At 50.5% G+C, this 20,112-nt stretch carries 14 protein-coding genes; 2 read left to right on the forward strand and 12 right to left on the reverse strand.

All coding sequences use genetic code 11. The features are described from left to right. Nucleotides 1-5 precede the first annotated feature (5 nt). The 7 genes from E0496_RS29805 to E0496_RS29835 form a co-directional block, all read right to left on the reverse strand. Entirely contained in the window at nt 6-659 is a 654-nt protein-coding gene (locus tag E0496_RS29805; RefSeq protein ID WP_141505545.1) for a response regulator transcription factor, read from the reverse strand. Further along, a complete protein-coding gene (locus tag E0496_RS29810) occupies nt 656-5,740 on the reverse strand; it encodes an AAA family ATPase (RefSeq protein ID WP_141505547.1) in 5,085 nt (1,694 codons plus the stop codon). Before E0496_RS29810 ends, E0496_RS29805 begins: the two co-directional genes overlap by 4 nt. Nucleotides 5,741-5,994: 254 nt before the next feature. Then, nucleotides 5,995-6,723: a peptidylprolyl isomerase gene (locus tag E0496_RS29815; RefSeq protein ID WP_141505549.1), complete on the reverse strand. Its 729-nt coding sequence runs from the start codon at nt 6,721-6,723 to the stop codon at nt 5,995-5,997. A 307-nt stretch (nt 6,724-7,030) separates the two neighbouring features. Then, nucleotides 7,031-8,329 carry an alpha-glucosidase/alpha-galactosidase gene (melA, locus tag E0496_RS29820; protein WP_141505551.1) on the reverse strand — a complete coding sequence of 433 codons (1,299 nt, stop codon included), beginning with the start codon at nt 8,327-8,329 and terminating at the stop codon, nt 7,031-7,033. A gap of 50 nt (nt 8,330-8,379) precedes the next feature. Beyond that, entirely contained in the window at nt 8,380-9,264 is an 885-nt protein-coding gene (locus tag E0496_RS29825) for a carbohydrate ABC transporter permease (protein WP_141505552.1), read from the reverse strand. Between the two features lie 16 nt (nt 9,265-9,280). Beyond that, entirely contained in the window at nt 9,281-10,177 is an 897-nt protein-coding gene (locus tag E0496_RS29830) for an ABC transporter permease (RefSeq protein ID WP_141505554.1), read from the reverse strand. A 36-nt stretch (nt 10,178-10,213) separates the two neighbouring features. Then, a complete protein-coding gene (locus tag E0496_RS29835; RefSeq protein WP_141505556.1) occupies nt 10,214-11,878 on the reverse strand; it encodes an extracellular solute-binding protein in 1,665 nt (554 codons plus the stop codon). A 71-nt stretch (nt 11,879-11,949) separates the two neighbouring features. On the opposite strand from E0496_RS29835, the gene E0496_RS36290 reads away from it, so the two are divergent. Then, a complete protein-coding gene (locus tag E0496_RS36290; RefSeq protein ID WP_206669911.1) occupies nt 11,950-12,153 on the forward strand; it encodes a hypothetical protein in 204 nt (67 codons plus the stop codon). On the opposite strand, the gene E0496_RS29840 is transcribed toward E0496_RS36290, so the two are convergent. From E0496_RS29840 to E0496_RS29850, 3 genes are all read right to left on the reverse strand, one after another. After that, the gene (locus E0496_RS29840) at nt 12,125-13,156 is read right to left on the reverse strand and encodes a response regulator transcription factor (RefSeq protein ID WP_141505558.1); all 1,032 of its coding nucleotides are present in this window, start codon (nt 13,154-13,156) and stop codon (nt 12,125-12,127) included. The genes E0496_RS36290 and E0496_RS29840 overlap by 29 nt on opposite strands. Continuing rightward, nucleotides 13,131-14,900: a sensor histidine kinase gene (locus E0496_RS29845; protein ID WP_141505560.1), complete on the reverse strand. Its 1,770-nt coding sequence runs from the start codon at nt 14,898-14,900 to the stop codon at nt 13,131-13,133. The genes E0496_RS29840 and E0496_RS29845 overlap by 26 nt, the downstream gene beginning before the upstream one ends. 193 nt (nt 14,901-15,093) lie before the next feature. Further along, nucleotides 15,094-16,923: an AbfB domain-containing protein gene (locus tag E0496_RS29850; protein ID WP_421924794.1), complete on the reverse strand. Its 1,830-nt coding sequence runs from the start codon at nt 16,921-16,923 to the stop codon at nt 15,094-15,096. A gap of 506 nt (nt 16,924-17,429) precedes the next feature. On the opposite strand from E0496_RS29850, the gene hisS reads away from it, so the two are divergent. Then, nucleotides 17,430-18,722, forward strand: a complete 1,293-nt coding sequence (hisS, locus tag E0496_RS29855) for a histidine--tRNA ligase (protein WP_141505610.1) — start codon at nt 17,430-17,432, stop codon at nt 18,720-18,722. Between the two features lie 188 nt (nt 18,723-18,910). Here the strand turns inward: hisS and E0496_RS29860 are convergent, their stop codons facing one another. Both E0496_RS29860 and E0496_RS29865 read right to left on the reverse strand, forming a co-directional pair. Then, a complete protein-coding gene (locus E0496_RS29860) occupies nt 18,911-19,405 on the reverse strand; it encodes a glutathione peroxidase (RefSeq protein ID WP_141505564.1) in 495 nt (164 codons plus the stop codon). A 191-nt stretch (nt 19,406-19,596) separates the two neighbouring features. Then, nucleotides 19,597-20,091 carry a hypothetical protein gene (locus tag E0496_RS29865; protein WP_141505566.1) on the reverse strand — a complete coding sequence of 165 codons (495 nt, stop codon included), beginning with the start codon at nt 20,089-20,091 and terminating at the stop codon, nt 19,597-19,599. Nucleotides 20,092-20,112: the final 21 nt, after the last annotated feature.

Consider the following 20,112-nt stretch of genomic DNA (forward strand, 5'->3'; position numbering starts at 1 on the left):
TCCGCCTACAATAAAGTCTGAAGCCGAACAATTGCCTGGCCGCGGTCAATGACCTCCAATTTGCTATACAAATTGCTAATATAGTTGCGGGCCGTGCCCTCGGCAATATGCAGCGTGTCGGCAACTTCGCGATTGTTAAGTCCCTTGATGATCAGCTGTGCCAGCTCTTCTTCACGTTTAGTCAATTTGATGCGGTTCAGGTTGCTTTTTTGCATATATTCATATTCCTCGGTGAGCATGCTCATCCGGGCTGCCAATTTAGCCGCTACAGCAGCGGGGAGGATGAACTGTCCCGCTATGGTATCGTGAATGGCAGCGATCATCTTGTCAGCGTCCATATCCTTCAGCATATAGCCGCTCGCTCCGTTTGCTAATCCCTCGACAATATAATCAATCTCGATAAAGGTAGTTAATATCAGAACGAACAGGTTCGGATGGCTTTGTTTAATCCGCTTTAACGCACTGATGCCATCCATAACGGGCATTTGAATATCAAGCAGCACGAGATCAGGTTGAAGTGATTCGACCAGCTCACAAGCCTCTTCTCCATTTTTTGCCGCGCCTATAACTTCTAAATCATCTTCCAAATCCAGTATGGTGCGAAGTCCTTCCCTGGTTAGCAGCTGGTCGTCCGCAATGACAATTTTAATTTTTTTCATGTTCTGTCTCCTATCCAGCGTAATTGATAAGGCAAATCAATGCGGAGTAAACATCCTTGTCCGGCACGGGATTTAATTGATAATGTACCGCCCAGTTGCTCGACACGTTCTTTCATGGCTTTAAGTCCGAATCCCATGAGGATAGTATCTGAACCTTTGCCCCTGTCTTCCAGTCGGAACTGCAAATGAGCTCCGACAGGCTGTAGGCTGAAGTGAAATTCCGCGCTTCCTCCATGACGAATGCCATTGGTTAATCCTTCTTGCAGAGCATGATAGATGGTTTTCTTATAGGCTGTAGACATTAAATCGGGCAAATCGTGTATAGCCTTATGAATGGTTACACCCGCATTCCGCTCAGTATCCCGAATAAGCTGCTGCAGCATGACGGGAAGGTCGGCATACTTATCCTCTTTCAGCATGTGGACGGAGCCACGAATCTCATTCAGGCTGTGCCGGATCAAATCCTGTGCCTCGCCCAGTCGTTTAAGGCCGCTTTCCATATCCTTCTGAAGCAGCCGCTTGCCGGCCTCGATCTGGAGAATGGTTGAAGTGAGCGTATGTCCAACGATATCGTGGATCTCTTGAGCAATCCGATTGCGCTCCTCATAGACGGAAACTTCTGCTAGCGCCGCGGAGGTCTCTCGCATCGATCTCTCCAAGCTGCTGGTTCGTTCTTCCACTTGCTGCTCCAGATTATTTTTTAGATACTGAATTCCGGAATAAAGCTTCGCGTTAGCGATAGATATGGCACATTGATTGCTAAGCAGGTTGAGTACATCGAGCCTCTGAGGAGTAAATACGCCTGGCGACAGATTGTTCTCCAAATAGATCAAACAGATCAGCTTGTTCTGATGTACGATTGGCAGGCAAAGTACCGATTTTAACCCAGATTCCCGGATCTCCGGATTTCGGGAAAACACGCCCTCAACAGCCGCATGATGCAAAAGGACCTTTTCATGCGTTCTTGCGGCATACGCGACAATAGCCGTTGGAACGATTGTGGATGACTCTTCAAGTAGAAGGGACTCGATATGCAGCTTCTCTGCCGTGCCGTAGGCTTCAATAGTCCATGTATCCTCATGGTCAAAAATAACTGCTCCGTATTCCGCTCCAGCATTATGCAGCATAAGTCTCATGAGCGAATCTAATAATCGGCTCATCTCCATTTCGCCCGACAAGGCTTGTGCGGACTGGACAATCGATAGGGTGTCGAAATGCTCTAAGCCCGGCTCCCGCCTGGTGTGCAGAAGATGAGGGAACTTTTGCTTCACATCATCTGCTTTGGCCTTTGCCCCCCATTGCAGGTAGGCCTCGTAGGCTTCGGTCATATATAGTTTGGCTAAGTGCAGCTTGCCTTGGCGAATGCCATATTTGGCATAGCATTCCGCTGCTATAGCCAGGTCGTGGATATAATGGTAAGTACGGGCTGCTTCAATCGCTTGCTCATATTGTTTTTCGGCTTGCTGGTAGTGACGTGATAGCCGAGAGAGCTCAGCCTTGATAAGGAAATATTTATGGCTGAAATTTTCGGGACTGCGAGCCGCGAACTTCTGTATGTACTTTAGATTCTTGCGCATAGCTGCTATATATACACTCTGCTCTTCGGTGGAGGATTGCTCATACAACTGGGACCAGACCAGCGACTCGTAATAATACTGCAGCGTATGGTCTGCTGTCTTATCTTTCCTGGTCTTCAAGATGGCGGCTGATTGGATCAAGGCTTCCTTGGCTTCTTGATATTGACCGAATAAATAGCCGGGCAAATAGCGGCATACACAAATCAATTCATCTACAATTTGAAAATGATCGCCATGAACCGATTCAATATAAGCGGCTTCGTTAATGCTAGCAAGATCAAAGGTATCGTCAGAGGATCGCTCCCCTGTCAACCTGACGAGCAGGGCGACAAACACGATAGCTTGCTTGAGATGGAAGTTGCTATTGTCACGCGAGAAATCCCCTGAATTTTCAATGAGCCGTTGATAGATGCTTCCGAGTGGACTGCTTCCTTGCAGCATGGCCCCGCAATTAATGAGCACGCTTTGATTCCCTTCCCATAAATCGCCGGATTCCAAGCCGACTCTGCCAGCATTTTCAATGAATTTGTCTAACAGAGCGGGATTATAGCGCCGCCAGCTGTTGTAGCAAAGGGTAAAGGCCGTCAGCGTACGAACGTGCAAGGACGGGAAGGGCTCCGATAAGCGGCATGCCAGCATCCCCCATCTGTAGGCCTCCTCATCGTTGCGGAGCTGGTAATATTGAAAGAAGGAGTAGCTCATAAAGCCAATGGAGGCCTCTGGCGTCATGCCATAATCGAGAGTTAGCTCTATCATTTTGAATGCAGTGCCGAGCCAGCCCTTTCTGTTCAAATAAAAGGAGGCATGGCTGGTGTGGGAAAGGGTGGTCATCGCTGTTTTGCGGGCTTCATCCGACATTGGCGGCAGCTTGCTCAGCTCATCCAAAGGGTATTTCCGTAATTTCCGGCGCAGCTTCAGCCATTGGAGAGTCAGTGCTGCGGTACTGGGATTGAAATGATGAGCTACATTTAATAGCTCAAGCGTGTGGCCACCTAGCTCAAGGACCTCCGTGTAATGGTTGCTGCTTGCTTCTAGCTGAATTTTAATGGAATAGATTTGCGCTTTATCCTTATTGTTCGTCACTTTGCTAAGCAGCAGTTGAAACAGCTCATTGGCCTTGTCAAAGTGGGCGCATAAATATTCAAGCTCCGATTGTTCCAGGTAAATTCGAAAGGTAAGCGCATAATGCTGTTCCCAGCTCGATTCTTCCAGTAGGGCAGACGCATAGCGCATATAACGAAGGGATGTCTCATAGGCCGTTGTTTGCTTGGCTCTCAGGCCGGCATCCAGATTAAGCTCTGCAAGCTCAAGCCGCTGCTTGGGAAGAACGACTTGGTCCCAAGCTTGATTGAAATGGCTTAACGCTTCGAAGAGGGTTGTCTTGCCCTTGTCCATTTGCAGAATGAAATGCGAACCAATTCGGTAATGCAAACCGTTGCGATCTGCTTCAGGGACAAGAGCATTCGCTGCCAGGCGAATACGGTCATGCTGAAACTTATATAAGCCAGCCGAAGGATTGCCCTGGATCAGTTGGAGCAGATTCTCCTGCAGCGCTATGGTCAGTGCTTCGGAAAGCTCATGGGCGCCAATGCCGGTAATCGTGCTAAGTGTATCCAAATCAAAGCGCTGCCCAAGAAAAGAGGCTCGGCCCAGCGCAAACACGGTCTGCTCGTTGTACCCTTGTAATTTGTCTGCCAAATATTCAACGGCATTATCAGATATGTTCATCTCGGCAATAAGCCCCAGATCCCATTGCCAGCTCCGGCTGGACTGATTAAAGCTTACGGAATGGTCGGCAACAAGATCTTGAAGATATTGCTTGAGGAAAAAAGGGTTGCCTTCCGTCTTGTGAAGCAAGGCCGCAGCCAAATCTTCGATGGTCGCAGACTCGCTGCGCATGGCGTCGAGAAGAAGCTGTTTCAAGTCACCGGTTGTAAGGGCTGCTAATGGCAGCTTACGCATAGCTATGCAACGGTCCTCTAGCTGCTTCTCCAATTGGGCCAGTGGATGCTGCTCTGTTATGGAGCTGCGGTAGCCCAAGGCGACAAGCAGGTGCGTAGTGGCGTGGTCTTCCAGCAAATACATCAAATATTGAAGCGAAGCCTCGTCAGCCCAATGCATATTGTCGAAAAATAACACCACGGGCCGGTCTCGTTGCAGGAACAGCTGCAGAAATCGGTTCAAAATCTGATGGAATCTGCGTTTGGCTTCGACTGGTGGGAGAGGAGCAATAGGCGGCTGTTGGCCGATTAATAGCTCCAGTCGCGGAACAAGCTCGATCAGGAGCTGGCCGTATCCGTCCATGGCTTGCAATATTCGCAGCTTCCACACTTCCATTTGCAGCATGTTCTCCATTAACAATTGGCTGACCAATTGATCAACAGCATCCTGCCATAGGCCATAAGGAAGCGGAGGGTAATGCGAGCTGCCATTACCGGTAATGATAAACCCTTTGAAGGGGGCTTCGGGTCGGAGGCATTCATGGATGAAGGCCGTTTTGCCGATTCCAATGCTGCCGCTTACCCATACCGTTTCAACAGCGCCGTTGGCAGCTCGAAGCATAGCTTGCTCAAAATGATGCAGCTCGGAATGCCTTCCATAAAACTTATTCGGTATGATCAAGCGTTCCGAAATATCCAGGCTTGCCAGTACAAAAGCTTCCTCATGGCGCGAGGAGTCCAGCCAAGCTGGAATAAGTTCGATGTCTGATTTAATGCCATAGGCGCTGGCATAACGCCCCTCCGGCATTTTCTCCATGCATTTTGCTACTATATCAGAGACGGGTTTGGGAACGGAAGGGTGGCGATGATGCAGCGGCTCGGGTGTGCCAGCTAGATGGCGATACACGATATCAACAACATCCTGCAGCTCGAAGGGCAGGCTTCCAGCTATCCATTCATAAAGAGTGACGCCTAGCGAATAAAAATCGGATCGGTAATCGGGCTCCATTCCGGTTCTCCCCGTATGCTCCGGTGATATATAGGGAAGCATGGACTCGGGCCGGCTGCCGGCCCGCACTAATGGGCTTTGTTCGCCTTTAAAGGAGCACATGCGGATATCTATCAATCTGACTTCATAGGTTGCAGGGTCGACCAGCAGATGAGAGGGGGTTAACTCATTCAGCGTCCAATTCTTCCTATGGATATGCAGAATACAATCGGCGGCTCCTGCTGCAATGCGCAGCCTTGCAGGCAGTGTCAGTAGGGTAGCATGTGTGCGCAAGAGAATATCCATTGTATAACCGTTCATATCCTGCATGAGCAGGACAGGACGGTCCGCCAAAATAGTTAGGCTGAGGGGCTTGATTGCTCCTTGCCCATCTAGTTTTTGAAGCAGCTCATACTCATAACGAAAAGCGGCCACCGCGTCCGATCCCGGGTAGGCATGATAGGTTGTTTTAACGATAACTGTATGTTCATCCTCAAGGTGCTGCAGCCTGTACAGCATAATATCCCCGTTATTACCTATGGCCTCCAGTGTTCTGTACCCTGGCATCTCAAACATAGACTGCACTCCTAGCGACTAATAATGAATTTCGTATGTTCGACTTGAAAAAGCTAATTATTCCTATTATAGCATCGGGTTGGGCTTGATTAGCAGATGGAATGGGTAATGAGGATAGGGAAGATAGAGAAACAGATGAAAAAAAGCGTTCAAATCCACTTTTGCAGTGAATTTGAACGCTTTTTTATACAATACTATTGCGCAGTCCCACACGAATGGGAGAACCTTTGCAAAGTGTTGTTGGTTTTAGTATGCTACTCTACCTTTTTAGGTTCTTCAAAAGTCATGCCAAGCGTGTCTACCGTAACTTTTTTCATCGAGATAGGGTCCGTAGGACGATCATTTGCGCCGGTTGTCTGGTTTACGATCTCATCAACGGCTTCTATGCCTTCAGTTACTTTGCCGAATGCCGCGTATTCATTATCCAGAGATGGAGCATCAGCTACCATGATGAAGAACTGCGAGCCTCCGGAATCCGGTACATTCGTGCGAGCCATGGAAAGTATGCCTCGCGTATGCTTCAGCTTGTTCTCAAAGCCATTGCTGCTGAACTCGCCTGGAATGCCGTAGCCAGGGCCGCCCATGCCGGTGCCATCCGGATCGCCGCCTTGAATCATGAAGCCCGGAATGACCCGGTGAAAGATGACGCCGTCGTAAAATCCTTTGTTCACAAGGGAGATGAAGTTGTTAACCGTGTTGGCAGCGACCTCTGGATAAAGCTCCAGCTTGATGATTTGGTCATTGCTAAGCTCAATAGTAACCACGGGGTGCTTGTCCGAACCTAGCAGTTCAGGACCATCTTCTGCTACAGGCGCTTCTGTAGGCGTTTCGGTAGGCGGCGTAGTGGCTGTGTTCCCGCCAGCTGAGCCTTGGTTGTTGCTGCCGCCCGTTCCTTTGCTTCCGCCGCCGCAGCCTGACAATACGACCAGCAGCGTGAGTGTAAGAAGAAGCATCATTCCAAGACGTTTGTTTTTTGATAACATTCCAATATCCTCCTCAAAATGGCGAACGCAATCGCAGCTCTTAAGCATTCGGAGAGCATAGCGTTCAACTTAGTTCAACTATAAGAATGGATTAGTATTGAAAACGTAATGTCATTCTTATATTTCAGCAAAAAACGAGCTGCTTCAACCAAAAATTGGCAACAGCTGCTAATACTTGTCCAACTTGTATAATAGCATATCGGACGATTTAAATGCGAATGGGAAACGAACGAACGTATGCCGCCCTAAACAAACAAAAAAAGCAGCTATCGTAATTGGCACGATAGCTGCTTTTTTAATTAATGTATTAACGATAGTTTGGCAGCAAATATTGATTGGCATCCAGCATTTCGTCCACCAGCGCCTTGATATTGTCGATAGGCAGCTCTGCTCCTGTATGCGGGTCCAGCAGTGCCGCATGGTAAATATGCTCGCGCTTGCGCGTAATCGCCGCTTCAATCGTTAGCAGCTGCATATTAATGTTCGTGCGGTTAAGCGCCGCGAGCTGCGGCGGAAGCGCGCCGAAGCGGGTAGGCGTCACGCCTTCGCTGTCTACGATGCAGGATACCTCTACGCAAGCCTCTTCCGGCAAATTCGATATGAGACCGCCGGTATTGAGCACGTTGCCTGCGATTTTATAGGGGATATTCGTCTCCATCGCTTCCATGATGTAAGAGGCATATTCATGAGTGCGCGTGTGTGTGACGGAAGTATTGTTGACTAATCCGTTCATCGCCTGCTCCCAATAAAGCTTGTTGCTGTCGCCCCAGCCCTTGTAATTTTCCGTTGGGATATTGTACTGCTCCAGCAGCTCCGGATAGGCGTTCTTGATGAAATAAGGGACGTATTCGGCTCCGTGCATGCTGGATTCGGTTACATAATAGCCGAAGGTATTCATGATTTCGTAACGGACCATATCATCATGCGGTCCTTTGCGCGCTGCTGCCCGTCGTTTGATCTCCGGATACAGATCTTCGCCGCCGCGTTTAATGTCGAGCAGCCAGGCTTGGTGGTTAATGCCGGCAATGCGCCAGCGCACATCCTCCGCGCTCATGCCAAGGCCTTCCAGCAGCTCCTTCGCGCAAACTTGAACGCTATGGCACAAACCTACCGCTTTAACGCCTGTTTCGCGCAAAATCGCTCCTGTCAGGATAGCCATCGGGTTCGTGTAGTTCAAGAACCAAGCGTCAGGGCAGAGCTCCTCCATATCCCGTGCGAACTCCAGCATGACGTCGATCGTCCGAAGTCCCCGGAACAAGCCGCCCATGCCCAGCGTATCGGCGTAGGTTTGTTTCAGACCGTATTTGCGCGGCATTTCGTGATCGCTGCGAATGACGGGCTCGAAGGCTCCGACGGATATTGCATTAATGACGTAGTCGGCGCCTTTAAGCGCTTCCCTGCGGTCAGCATAGGCCTTGATGGTTGCTTTGCCGCCCAGATTCTGATTTAAGTTGATCAGCATCTTCTCCGATTCCTTCAAGCGCTCCAAATCAATATCATGCAAAGCGATGTGCGCATCGGCAAGCGCTGGCGTGAGTATACAGTCGCCAAGTACGTTTTTGACGAAAATGGTGCTTCCTGCACCGATGAATGCGATTTTTGCCATAGTTTCTCTCTACTCCTCTGTTATATGATGAAATGAATGATGTCTCGCAGTTAGCCTTTAACGCTGCCCATGACGATGCCTTCCGCAAAATATTTTTGCAGGAATGGATAGACGAACAGCACGGGGAGCACGGCTACAAACACTTGAGCTGCTTTGGACGTGCGATCGGATACCTCTGCCCACTTCAATATGTCCTGGGCTGCCATAAGCGACAAGTCCCGATTGACGATGACGGTTTGAAGATAGCTTTGCAGCGGGTAGTTGTCCGGCCTATTCATTAGAATTAATCCGTCGAACCACGAATTCCAGTGTGTCACAATGCAGAACAATGTCAGCGTAGCGACTGCCGGAGCGGAAAGGGGCACGGCGATCTGCCACAGCGTTTGCCACCGGCTAGCCCCGTCGATCTGGGCGGCCTGATCAATTTCATCAGGCAGCGATTTGAAGAAGTTGAGCAGCAGAATAACGTTGAAGATCGGTACGGCGCCAGGCAAAATCATGGCCCAGAACGTGTCGATAATGCCGGTCATCTTGATGGTCATGTACCAAGGAATCAAGCCCCCGCTGAACAGCATCGTCACGACGAAATACCAGGCGTAAGCGTTGCGGAAGTGGAATTCATGGCTTCGTTTGGACAATGGGTAGGCAATCAAGATGGTCAGCAGCATATTAAGCGGAACGCCAACGGCCACCCGTCCCAAGGAAATCAGGAACGCCCGCCCGAACTCGGGCTTGCTCAGCACGAAGGAATAAGATTTAAGATTGAAGTCGACGGGCCAAAGGCTTACTTTCCCCGCGCTTACGGCAGCGCTAGAGCTAAACGAGATCGCCAGCACATTCAGCAAGGGGAAGAGGCAGGCAATGGCTACGGCGGTTAAGAACAAATAGTTGAACGCGAGAAACGTCCGTCTGCTTATCGAAGCGTGTTTATTCATGGTCAACCCACTTTTCCTAAAAAATCCGATAGTTTGTCAGCCGGTAAGCAAGCATATAGGAAACGCCGATCATGACGAAGGAAACAACTGATTTAAACAACCCGACGGCAGTAGCGACGCCATAATTGGCATTTTCAAGCCCGATGCGAAATACCAGCGTATCGATAATGTCACCGGTCTTGTACACTTGGGGGCTATACAGGTTAAACACCTGCTCGAAGCCAGCGTTGAGCACATTGCCTAGGCTGAGCACCGACATCAGGACGATCATGGGCAGCAAGGCGGGCAGCGTGACGTTCAGCGTCTGCCTCATTCTGCCTGCTCCGTCCATGGAAGCCGCCTCGTATAAAGCCGGATTGATGCTGGTCAAAGCAGCCAGATAAACGATGGTTCCGTAGCCGAACTCCTTCCAGGTGTCCGTCAATACGAGCGTAAACGGGAACCAGTCGGGATCGCCGAGAAAATAAATAGACGGAATGCCTAACGAGCCGAGCAATACATTCACAAGACCCGTTGACGGAGACAGAATATCGATAAGAATGCCGCTTAATATGATCCAGGACAAAAAATGCGGGAAATAAATGATCGTCTGGATGCTGCGCTTGAACAGCCGATTGCGCGCTTCATTCAGCAGCAGCGCGAACAGGACAGGGACGACAATGCCGGCGGCCATCTTCATGCCTGCGATGAAGAAGGTGTTGCCGAGGACGCTAAGCGTCCCGGGCAGATGCAGCATATACTCAAAGTTCTTCCATCCGACCCAGGGGGACCGAAACATCCCCTTGGACGGAACCAGTCTCTCGAACGCCATGATGATGCCGGCCATCGGCACGTAGCTGTAAATGAATACCAGGAGAAAGCCCGGCAGAATCATTAGATGAAAGGGCAGCTCACGGATGGTCTTACGTTTCATTGGTTATTCGCCTCTTTCTTGCCGGAGAGGCATCCCTTATTGGGAAGCCTGCCAAGCGTTCACTTCTCCGGTAATCGTATTGCCGCCAAGATCATTCCACTGAGTTACGAATTGATCGAATTCGTCGATCGAACCGCCCATGATAATGCGGGTGAATACCTCTAACTGCAGCTTTTGAAGCGTAGCGTTGTTATCGGTCATCCCTTGCGTAGGGGCGCCGAAGTAAGCGTCATCGACAAGCTGCGCGTTTTTGGAGTAGCCGTCAATGACCGATAAGGAGCCGGCTGGCCCGTACATCTGTTCATTGCCCCACAGCTTATGGTCTCCAGCACGGAAGGCCAAAATATTATCATAATAACCTTTCTCCTCTGTATTTAGGCTGGAAGAATCCTTCGCTTCCAATGCCTTGACTACGTTGAGATAGGCGTCGAGATTTTTGCGCGGCGCTTCGCCATAGAGGAGCGCGTATTCGAAAATGGCGGTATTGTTGTTGACGCTATAAACATCTGGCTGGGCCGTTTCGCCCCAAAGCTTCTCGAAGTCGAAGTTCAGCACCTTAACGGCCGCTTCCGGGTTTTTCGCTCCTTTTTTGACCACATAATACGTGTTGATGGCAAAAGGCACTTGCGCTTTGGCGGGTTGGTCGTCGATGGAGACGATCGAAATCGGTTTCCATTCCATCGCAGGTTCCGCATTTTTTCCGTCCTGCAGCCAGCCTGCATTCCAGAAGAAGCCGTAGAACAAACCCAGCTTGCCGCCGTTGGCAGCTTCGCTTACCTTGGTCGCATCCTTGGTTCCGAACTCCTTGTCAAGCAAACCTTGTTTATAAAGCTCCTGCAGTTTAAGCAATGCTGCTTTGGTTTCCGGCTGTACGCTGCCGTAGCCCAGTTTTCCAGAGGCATCCTTCACCCATGTGTTTGGATAGGCATGAAAGCCGTTAAAGAAGCCTTGCATGCCGGCGTAGAAGCCGAAAATATCTTTATTAATGCCAAGGCCGTAAGTGTCGGCTTTATTGTTGCCGTCCGGGTCCTGCTTAACGAAAGCTTCGGCGGTTTTGATCACGTCGTCCATCGTTTTGGGCTCAGGCAGCCCGAGCTTCTGGAGCCAGTCCGTACGTACCCAGAGGACATGGGTTTGTCCAAGCCCGGAGGTCATATTGGGCAGACCGTACAGCTTGCCGTCGAAGGTAGCGGATTTAATGGCATTGCCTCCGTCTTGCGACATAATGCCTTTGGTCAGCTCCGATCCGTACTGCTCGTAGAGAGAGGTGAGATCCTCAAGAGCGTCATCCTCGACCAGCCGTTTCAGCTGGGAAGCGCTGACCGGTGTAATATCAGGCAGATCATCGGAAGCGATGGCGATGTTAAGCTTCTGATCGTATTGGGCAGTCGGTGTTGTCCATAAATACTTCACCTTCACGCCAAGCTCGCTCTCGTAGGCCTTCGACCACACGTTGTTGTCAATGGATTCTCCTTCGCTGTACTTGGTGCCCTCGGTAATTCCTCGAACGGCGGTTACTTCAATCGGAGGATCGTATTTCCCCAAGGGTGTTATCGAAGCGGTGTCCTTGGGCGTGTTGCTGCCAGCCGCGCTTTCTTCAGGTGTAGTGCCTCCGTTATTGCCGTTGCCGCTGCTGCATGCAGCCAGCGAAAGAACGAGAAATGAAGACAGTAAAAGCGCTATTCCCTTTTTTCCTTTCATCGTGCAGACATCCCCTTTCTGCTATCTTTATTCCTTTGCAGCGTAAGTATAGCAAACGCTTGCGATAGGCTGTGAGTGGTTCAATTTTGAAGGTAGTTAGAATATTTTCCGCTCTGCTGAGCCATCAGAAAATTTCCCTCGCACCATATGAGGATTATTTTCTCCTGGTTGCTGCTTCGGTAGACGGTAAAAAGCCTGAACGCGCGCAGCGGATGATGCCGCCAGCCGCTTTCGGGCCTCTTCGATTTAGGGACGCTCCGTATGCAGCTGCCTGAATTCGCTTGGCAGCATGCCGGTTTGTTCCTTGAATAGCTTGCTGAAATAACGCTGGTCCATAAAACCGCATTTTTCGGCGATAAGATAGACCGGATGATTGGTGGACAGGAGAAGCTCCTTCGCGGCGTGAAGGCTTGCGGTCTGAAGGAAGTGGCTGAACGTCAGCCGCATAATATCCCGGAAGCTGGTGCTGAAATAGCTTTTGCTCAGATTAACGAGCTGGCAGATTTCGCTTTGCTTCAGATGCTGGCCGGGGTGCTCTGCAATCAGATCGACGGCTTTGATGACCGCTCGGATGACATCCTCGGAATAGGCGGAGCTTCTCAGCCATGCGGCGAGTTCCGATCGTATGCCTTGCAGCCAGCTGGCGGCGCCGCCGCTACTAGGCAGGGAGGGGCGCCGCTCCCAGTCAAACATCGGAAAGCTGCGTTTCCAGCGCTCCGCTGCAACGGACAGAATGGCATGGGCCTCATTGCCGCCCGCTTGCTCCAGCTCACTAATCGCCTGGGATAGTAGGCTGAACCTGTCGTCTTCCATGACCCACTGCAGATCTGAGCTTGTTTCGGCAGCCGCATTGCGGGCGAGGGCAAGCTTCTCCTTGGCCAAATGGCTGCTCGATGTATCCTGCCGGACGGCCTTCAGTATCCGCTCCATGGTCACATCGAGATCTAATTCCTCCAGCTGTGTTTTGACGATATAATCAATTGCCCCAAGGCGAAGCGCCTCTTGAATGAATTCAAAGTCCTGATGGCAGGTGAGGATAACGACTTTCAGCGCGGGATCATGCTCCTGTGCTTTCTTCATCAGCTCTAAGCCAGACATGCCAGGCATCGTAATATCCGTCATCAATAGCTGAACGGGGTGCGATCGCAAAAACTCCATGGCCCGCTCGCCAGTCGCGGCTTCGCCTGCAATTTCTACGCCAAACTTGCTCCAAGGGAACATGAGCCGCATCCCTTTGCGTACCAAGCTTTCGTCATCCACGATTAGGGCCTGAATCAAGGGCTTCCACTCCTTTTATGGTATCCGGGAGACGAATGGCGATCGTTGTACCGATCCCTGTCCCGCTTTCCATCGTTAATTGTGCTTCTGTGCCATAATAAACGTCCAGCATTTTTTTGACGTAGCGCAGTCCGATTCCGAGCCCCGACTTGCGGAGCTGATCGTCCTCCTCCTCCAGCATCGCGAGGAGCTTGTCAGCCGGGATGCCCTTGCCATTGTCCTTTACGCGAAGGTACAAGGAACTGTCAGCTCGCGTAATTGTCACCTCGATTTCCCCTCGGTCATCGTCATCGAAGCCGTGGTACAGCGCGTTTTCGACTAATGGCTGAAGAATAAAGCGCGGAATCGGGACGTCTAGGCATTCCGGCCCAATGCTCAGCTTAACGTTAAAAGAATGATCGTATCTTATATTTTGCAAATCGATATAATCTCGAACGGCATCGACCTCTTCGCGTACCGTTACGATAATGTTTTTCTTGCCCAGATTATAATGCAGCACCCTTGTGAAAATCGAGACCAGCCGGGCGATATTGGTATGGCCTTCGATGCGGGCCAGCCACTGGATGGTGTTCAGGGTGTTATGCAGGAAATGCGGATTGATTTGGACAAGCAGCTTCTCTACCTCCAGCTGTCCGCGCCGTTTCTCCTTGTCCTCCACGTCGGTAATCAGCTCGGATATGCGCCGGCTCATTTGATGGAAATTGTTCATGATGTGGTTGAACTCTGTCAATCCTGTAGCGGACACCTGAGTAAGAGATGGATTGTAACTGAACCGGGTAATCTCTCGGTTGATGATCCGAATGGGGCGATAAACCATCCGCCAGATTAGCCAGGCGAGAATAATGCCCAGTCCGAAGGAAAGCGAAGCAAACAAGATGAACTGCGAAAGCCATTTGTTTAATTCGCGGTTATAGTCATCCTTCGGAATGAGTTGATATAAGGTCCAGCCTTGCTGCCCGGTTGCTTCAAAGACTTTGTATGCGTGATCAGGCGGTTCGAAGGCAGTTTGCTGGTTATCCGGTCCGCTGGGCATATTCGTATAGGCAATCTGCTTGGCAGGCGTGGTTAAAACGTGGTAGACCGGTGATTCCTCATGGCTGGCTGCTGCCGTACTCGCCTTCGCAAACATCGCATCGAGACCAACGACTTTGGTCTCGATGTAAGCATAGAGGGAGCGTCCTTGTCCATAATTCAGCTTGCGGAGCAAGGAGAATACGGGCTCGGCCTGATTGGCAACGTCCAGCGATTCATGCGGCCCGTAATAGGTGAACAGCTTTTGCTTGAAGAAGGCATGCAAATCTTCGGGTTGGAACTGAAGCTTCACGTTGGCATTTGGGAACAGCAGGGGTTCTGCCTGCTCGGGCGCATAATAAAACATGACGCCCAGATTGGGATTGGAAAAGTTGACATTGGCGACAGATTGGTTAATGTTGCGGTATAAAATCGCGCGGTCAAAAGAATTGTTGCTCGTGATGAAGTTCACGACGTCCCGGCCTATGCCGCCCTCGATATCCATAAGCTGCGACACGCGTCCAAGCTCGTCGAGTTTCCGGTCAAGCTCGTCGCGCTCGCGCTGAACTTTGTCGAGCCATTCCGCTTCGATTTTTTCGGTCTGAACGATATATATCCAACGATACGAAATATAACCGGTCAATAAAATAGGAATAATCGTGGCGATCGCCAAGATGACAGCGAGCCTGCCTTTGAGCGAGCTAATTAATGAAAAGCGATGGACAGATTCCATACGCTAGAAGCCTCCTATGCGGCGATAATCGTTCCGCCTGCCCGCCTTTGCACAGCGAGAGCGAGAACAGCACTATCTTAACATAAGCGGTATCGATTCGGTACAAGCGGGATTTTGGAGGGCGTGTAGAGGAGGAGAGGCGGAAAAAGAGGAGACAGGCTTAGGCCCATCTCCTCCTGCTGAATATGAATGGCTAAAAGTTGTAGCGCTTGAACGTTGCATCACTCTTTAGGGTTGCGGCACTAGCTGAATTGACGGCAGCGAGCTGAAGCACATAGTTATAATGCCGAATGAAGTAGCCGGGCTGGCTGTAGGATTCGTAGGATGCTTTTGTACTATCGGCCCAGCCTGCAACCTGATTAAAGGAGGCATCATTTTTAAAGGTGCCTGTTCCGCTATATTGCTGCAGTACGATTTGGTTGCTGGCGTTGCGCGCCAAGTAGTAGCCAGGCAAATTCATCGATTCGAACGAGACAGCAGATGAGCTGGCAAGTCCCGGTACGATGCGGAATTGAGAGTCCAAGGCGGGCGAGACGTTCTCGTCGATGCGGGCCGCATAATTATAATGGCGAACATAACGGGTAGAGTAATTATGCGATTCAAGCCGGCTATAGCCAGTCGCGTCGGCAGTTGCAGGACCAAGCAAGCGCACTTCATGCACCGTCGGCGTATACCAATTGCTTGGGTTGTTGAAGAGCACGGCATTCACCAGGTTAATGCGCACATAACGGGCCGTAAAGCGGACCGCATCCGTCGTAAAGCCATAGCTCGTATTGCTGGTTCGATCGATGGCTGCATAGTTGATTCCATCGTTGCTTACTTCGATTTTATATTTGTAGTAGGCCTCGGAGCCCTTGTACATGAACCAAGAGATGTCCACTTCTGTAATCGTTTTCGGAGCGCCGAAGTCAACCTGCCACCAAGCAGGCCAGGAGCTGCTGGAAGCGGTCCAACTGGTCTGGGCATTGCCGTCATTCGCATTGCTGGCGGAGGAGGATGAGCCCGTAGAACTCGCGGTGGCCGTTTTTCCTTGCGCATGGTTCACAAGCGACGGCAGGGTGACGGTCCCGGTAGCGGCATCGATGCTCCAAGAGCTGTACCAATTCAGCGAAGCGGCAGCAGTTGAATCATTTAACGTAAGCGGCAGCCAGATGTAATGATGGTCGCTTAAGTTAAGCGGATTCCAGCGATCGCCCATATAAATATAGGAGGTTGTGCTGCTGCCGGTAATCGTTGCGATGCTATGGATCTGCGACCCATAGGCTGCGGGATCACCAAAGGGGGACAAGGAGGACCATGTGCCTGTCATGGAGCTTGCCGTAGCATAGCCGCCTTGGTTTGGATACCAGCCGGAGGCCTGTGAGGTAAACAAGTAATAGGTATTGTTTTTCTTCACGACGGCAGGAGCCTCGCGGTATCCATTCTCAAATACCCAGCCGACAAAGGAGGAGACGTCGGTGTAGCTGGCATTCAGCTGGAAGATCGCCATGGTGTCGTTCGTACCGCCGTTTTTCTTCGATGCAGTCACTAAGTAGCCGGTGCCGTTCGTGTCGACGAAAACCGTCATGTCGCGAGATTCATAATTGAGCGGACGGAAGCTGCCTTGGTAAGTGAAATTCCCGTCTGGTGTGCTGCTTGTGGCAACAGCGACGCGGCCCAGGGAATAATCGGTGCCGTTCTCGTAATGCATCCAGAGCACGTACTTGTTCGTGGCGGCATTGTAGATGACCTTTGGCCGCTCAATCTTGCTGGAGTTCAGCTCGGGAGCAGAGCTTTTTGTTAAAATGCTGTTGCCGAGCGTCCAGTTTTTCAAATCGGTGGAGGTGTATACGTTAACCCTGTCAAACGTCCAGTTTACGGCTTTCTCGCCATACATGTAGTAGGTGGACCCCACCTTTAAAATATTGCCGCTATGGGCGTCAATGGGGTTGCCGGCCGTGTCCAGCCACTCGGTTCCATTCGTGATGCTAACATTCGCTGCTTCCGCGTGTTCAAGCTTTGCTCCTGCATACACTAAAACCATAAGTAAGAACATGGTGATGAACATGGACAATCTTTTTCGGGTAATACGCATACTCTAATTCCCTCCCGTAAACGATGGATGATCCTTCATCAATAAGATAAAAGCATTTGCTGTTATCTTGTCCTGAGGAAAAAAAGTCTGGGCAGCTTGCGAATCTGGATCTCATCCAGAATGTAACGAATATTGTAAACGCTTACAAGTGAACATAACAAACTTATGTGAAAAAAAATGATCTTGTCTGAGTGAACAATTTTGTTCAAGGGGGTGGGGTTGCTAAACAAGCGGTGATTCGCTATAATCACATTAATTCAGTCGAAGGGATTGGGTATCATGTACACATTCCAATTGAATCAGCTTCATCATTTCATTAAGCGTTAGCACCCCTGAACTTTTCTCAGGGCGGGCTAGCGCTTCTCGCGTTGGCCTCCCTGCAGCATACGATGCGCGCAGGACCAAGAGGTCCTGCGCGTTTTTTTATTCCAATTTAACGGGAGAGGATGATCGTGATGCAAAATGTGAAGGGGACTTATGATTATTTTGGCAGGGAACAAGCGAGAAGAAGACAAATCCAGAACATCCTGCGTGATAAATTTGAGCTATATGATTTTGACGAGATGGTCACGACCGAGCTGACGGAGCTTGACTTCCTCACCTCCAAATATGCAGGCGGCGATGAAATTGTGAAGGAAATGTACCAACTGACCGATCAGCGCAAGCGACGATTAGGCTTGCGGTATGACCTGACGATCCCCTTCGCGAAGGTGATCGCCTTAAACCCGGGCATCGAGCTGCCGTTCAAGCGTTATGAGATGGGCAAAGTATTTCGCGATGGGCCGGTAAAACGCGGACGGCTGCGGGAATTTCTGCAATGCGATGTCGATGTGGTGGGAGTGAAGGGACCGGAGGCAGAAGTCGAACTGATGCAGCTGGCGGCAGACGTATTCCGCGCGCTGGATATTGCTGTGATACTGAAATGGAACAATCGGCGTTTCTTGGCCGAAGTGCTGGAGGCAGTCGGTGTTCAGGCCGAGGATACTTCCTCGGTTATGCTGACCCTGGATAAGCTTGCAAAAATCGGGGTTATCGGCGTGAAGGAGGAACTGCTGGATAAAGGTCTCAGCGCTGACGCCACGCGTGGCGTTATGGGACTGCTCGAGCTTGAGGATGTAAACTTGGAGGATATTGTTGGGAAATATGAGCTTCAAGGCAGCGAGGGAGTGCTCGAAGTGCTCGCGGTACGAAATATATTGAGGGAGCTTGGTTTAGATGAGACATGCGTCTTCGATCTGTTTCTCTCTCGGGGCCTTTCTTTCTACACAGGTACCGTTTACGAAATCTTTGACGCATCGGGAGGATATTCCTCCAGCTTAGGTGGCGGCGGGCGGTATGATGCCATTATTGGCAAGCTTGTGGGAAGGGATGACACCGAATCTGAATATAGCGCAGTAGGGCTCTCTTTCGGTATGGAGTCGATTATGGCGGTCCTTGAAGAACGAGCTTACGAGGCCGTTCAAGCTCCGGTTGTGCTAATTCCGGTTGGCGTGAGTGCCATAGAGCTGCTGCAAACGGCAGCAGAGCTGCGCGCTGCTGGCCTTCGAGTAAGACTGGATACGAGCGGGCGCAAGCTGAAAAATATTTTGGCCTCCCTTGCCAGTAGCGGCATCCGGTATGCGGTGCTGGTTGGAGAGACCGAATGGAAGGCTGGCATGGTGCGCCTTAAGGATATGGAGGAGCGGGTGGAGCGGGACGTGAGCATGGATGAACTGCTTTACCGAATTGCAGACAAATATGTCGGATGATTCTTTCCTGTGAAAGTCCGGGCGTTCATGCTGCTTTACGGCTGAGTCGCATGCTTGGCACTGAATTAAGGACATAACGGCAGGCTGGGAATCTGGACGTATATTAATTGATTGGGCTATTTGCCAATCGACAGAAAAAAGGGCAATCCTGTAGCAAACGATGGCTGCAGGATTGCCCTTTTTATGAATCAAACGTGCGTAGGAGCTTTCACCAATTTCTGAATGTGGCTTTCGATTTGCTCCGGTGTATCCTTCGGGCTGAAGCGCTTCAGCACTTTGCCATTCTGATCGACGAGAAATTTCGTGAAGTTCCATTTGATGGATTTGGTGCCAAGGAAACCACGTGCTTCATTTGTCAAATGCTGAAACAAAGGATGCGCGCTGCTGCCGTTAACATCGATCTTCGCGTACAGCGGGAAGGAAACACCGAAGTTGATCTCGCAGGCTTCCGCTACTTTACTGTTGTCGCTAAGCTCCTGATTGGCAAATTGGGAGGAAGGGAAGCCTAGAACGGCAAAACCCTGCTGGTTGTAGCTGTCGTGGAGCTTCTGTAGTCCCTTGAACTGCGGGGCAAGGCCGCATTTGGTAGCCGTGTTCACGATCAGCATGACCTTTCCTTTGTAAGGAGCAAGCGTTTGGGATTCGCCTTTAATTGTCTTCACTTCAATATCGTATATGGACATAAGAAAAACCTCCACGAATTCATTTTATATTTTGTATGATTTAATTTTACGCAATATAAAAAGAAATGTCAAACGAAAAGAAGAGAGAGGCTGTCCTCCTTCAAAAGGAACAGCCTCTCTCTTCTATCGGTTACGACTGCAGCTCAGGCAGAAGACGGCGACTGCCGTTTAGGTTTGTGAGAATAAAACCACTATTCAAGGATGATGTTGGATGCTCCGGCACGTCGCAGCAAGACGTCAGCCTCAGCTTCGGTCTCCGTTTCAGTCAAGAGCAGAATCTTTCCTTGCTCAATGGCATCGCCGCATACTTCCACTAGCCTGCCTGGTATGCCAATATCATGCAGAACGTCTTGAGTGCGGGCGCGCTCGTCCACATCCGCATCCGTCACTCCAATAACGACGCCGGGACTTGCTCCGACTCCGAGTCCTCCGGCTACATAGCCTCCCGAGGCAATTGGTGCAGCTCCGATCGCTGGGACGATTCGCTCGCCGCGCTGCCCTTGCGCATCTCGAATCTCATACACCTCTTCAACGGGTACGTCAGACTGCGCTGCAAGGATTGGGGCAGCTTCTTTATTTTTTACAAAAATTCGCAAGTTGTGATTGCCTGTAGTTGTGGATTGAAAAGCTTGAATAGCTTCCAATACGCCTTCTTCTTTTTCGAAAATACCGATGGTCACCTTCATGGTGAGCCCTCCTCTCGCGAT

This window comes from Paenibacillus luteus (genome assembly GCF_006542765.1).
Classification (GTDB): Bacteria; Bacillota; Bacilli; order Paenibacillales; family Paenibacillaceae; genus Pristimantibacillus; species Pristimantibacillus luteus.

Coding starts and splice junctions, on each gene's coding strand:
- E0496_RS29805 (WP_141505545.1), bottom strand. CDS start 659: ATGAAAAAAATTAAAATTGTCATTGCGGACGACCAGCTGCTAACCAGG.
- E0496_RS29810 (WP_141505547.1), bottom strand. CDS start 5,740: ATGTTTGAGATGCCAGGGTACAGAACACTGGAGGCCATAGGTAATAAC.
- E0496_RS29815 (WP_141505549.1), bottom strand. CDS start 6,723: ATGTTATCAAAAAACAAACGTCTTGGAATGATGCTTCTTCTTACACTC.
- melA (WP_141505551.1), bottom strand. CDS start 8,329: ATGGCAAAAATCGCATTCATCGGTGCAGGAAGCACCATTTTCGTCAAA.
- E0496_RS29825 (WP_141505552.1), bottom strand. CDS start 9,264: ATGAATAAACACGCTTCGATAAGCAGACGGACGTTTCTCGCGTTCAAC.
- E0496_RS29830 (WP_141505554.1), bottom strand. CDS start 10,177: ATGAAACGTAAGACCATCCGTGAGCTGCCCTTTCATCTAATGATTCTG.
- E0496_RS29835 (WP_141505556.1), bottom strand. CDS start 11,878: ATGAAAGGAAAAAAGGGAATAGCGCTTTTACTGTCTTCATTTCTCGTT.
- E0496_RS29845 (WP_141505560.1), bottom strand. CDS start 14,900: ATGGAATCTGTCCATCGCTTTTCATTAATTAGCTCGCTCAAAGGCAGG.
- E0496_RS29850 (WP_421924794.1), bottom strand. CDS start 16,923: ATGGTTTTAGTGTATGCAGGAGCAAAGCTTGAACACGCGGAAGCAGCG.
- hisS (WP_141505610.1), top strand. CDS start 17,430: ATGCAAAATGTGAAGGGGACTTATGATTATTTTGGCAGGGAACAAGCG.
- E0496_RS29860 (WP_141505564.1), bottom strand. CDS start 19,405: ATGTCCATATACGATATTGAAGTGAAGACAATTAAAGGCGAATCCCAA.
- E0496_RS29865 (WP_141505566.1), bottom strand. CDS start 20,091: ATGAAGGTGACCATCGGTATTTTCGAAAAAGAAGAAGGCGTATTGGAA.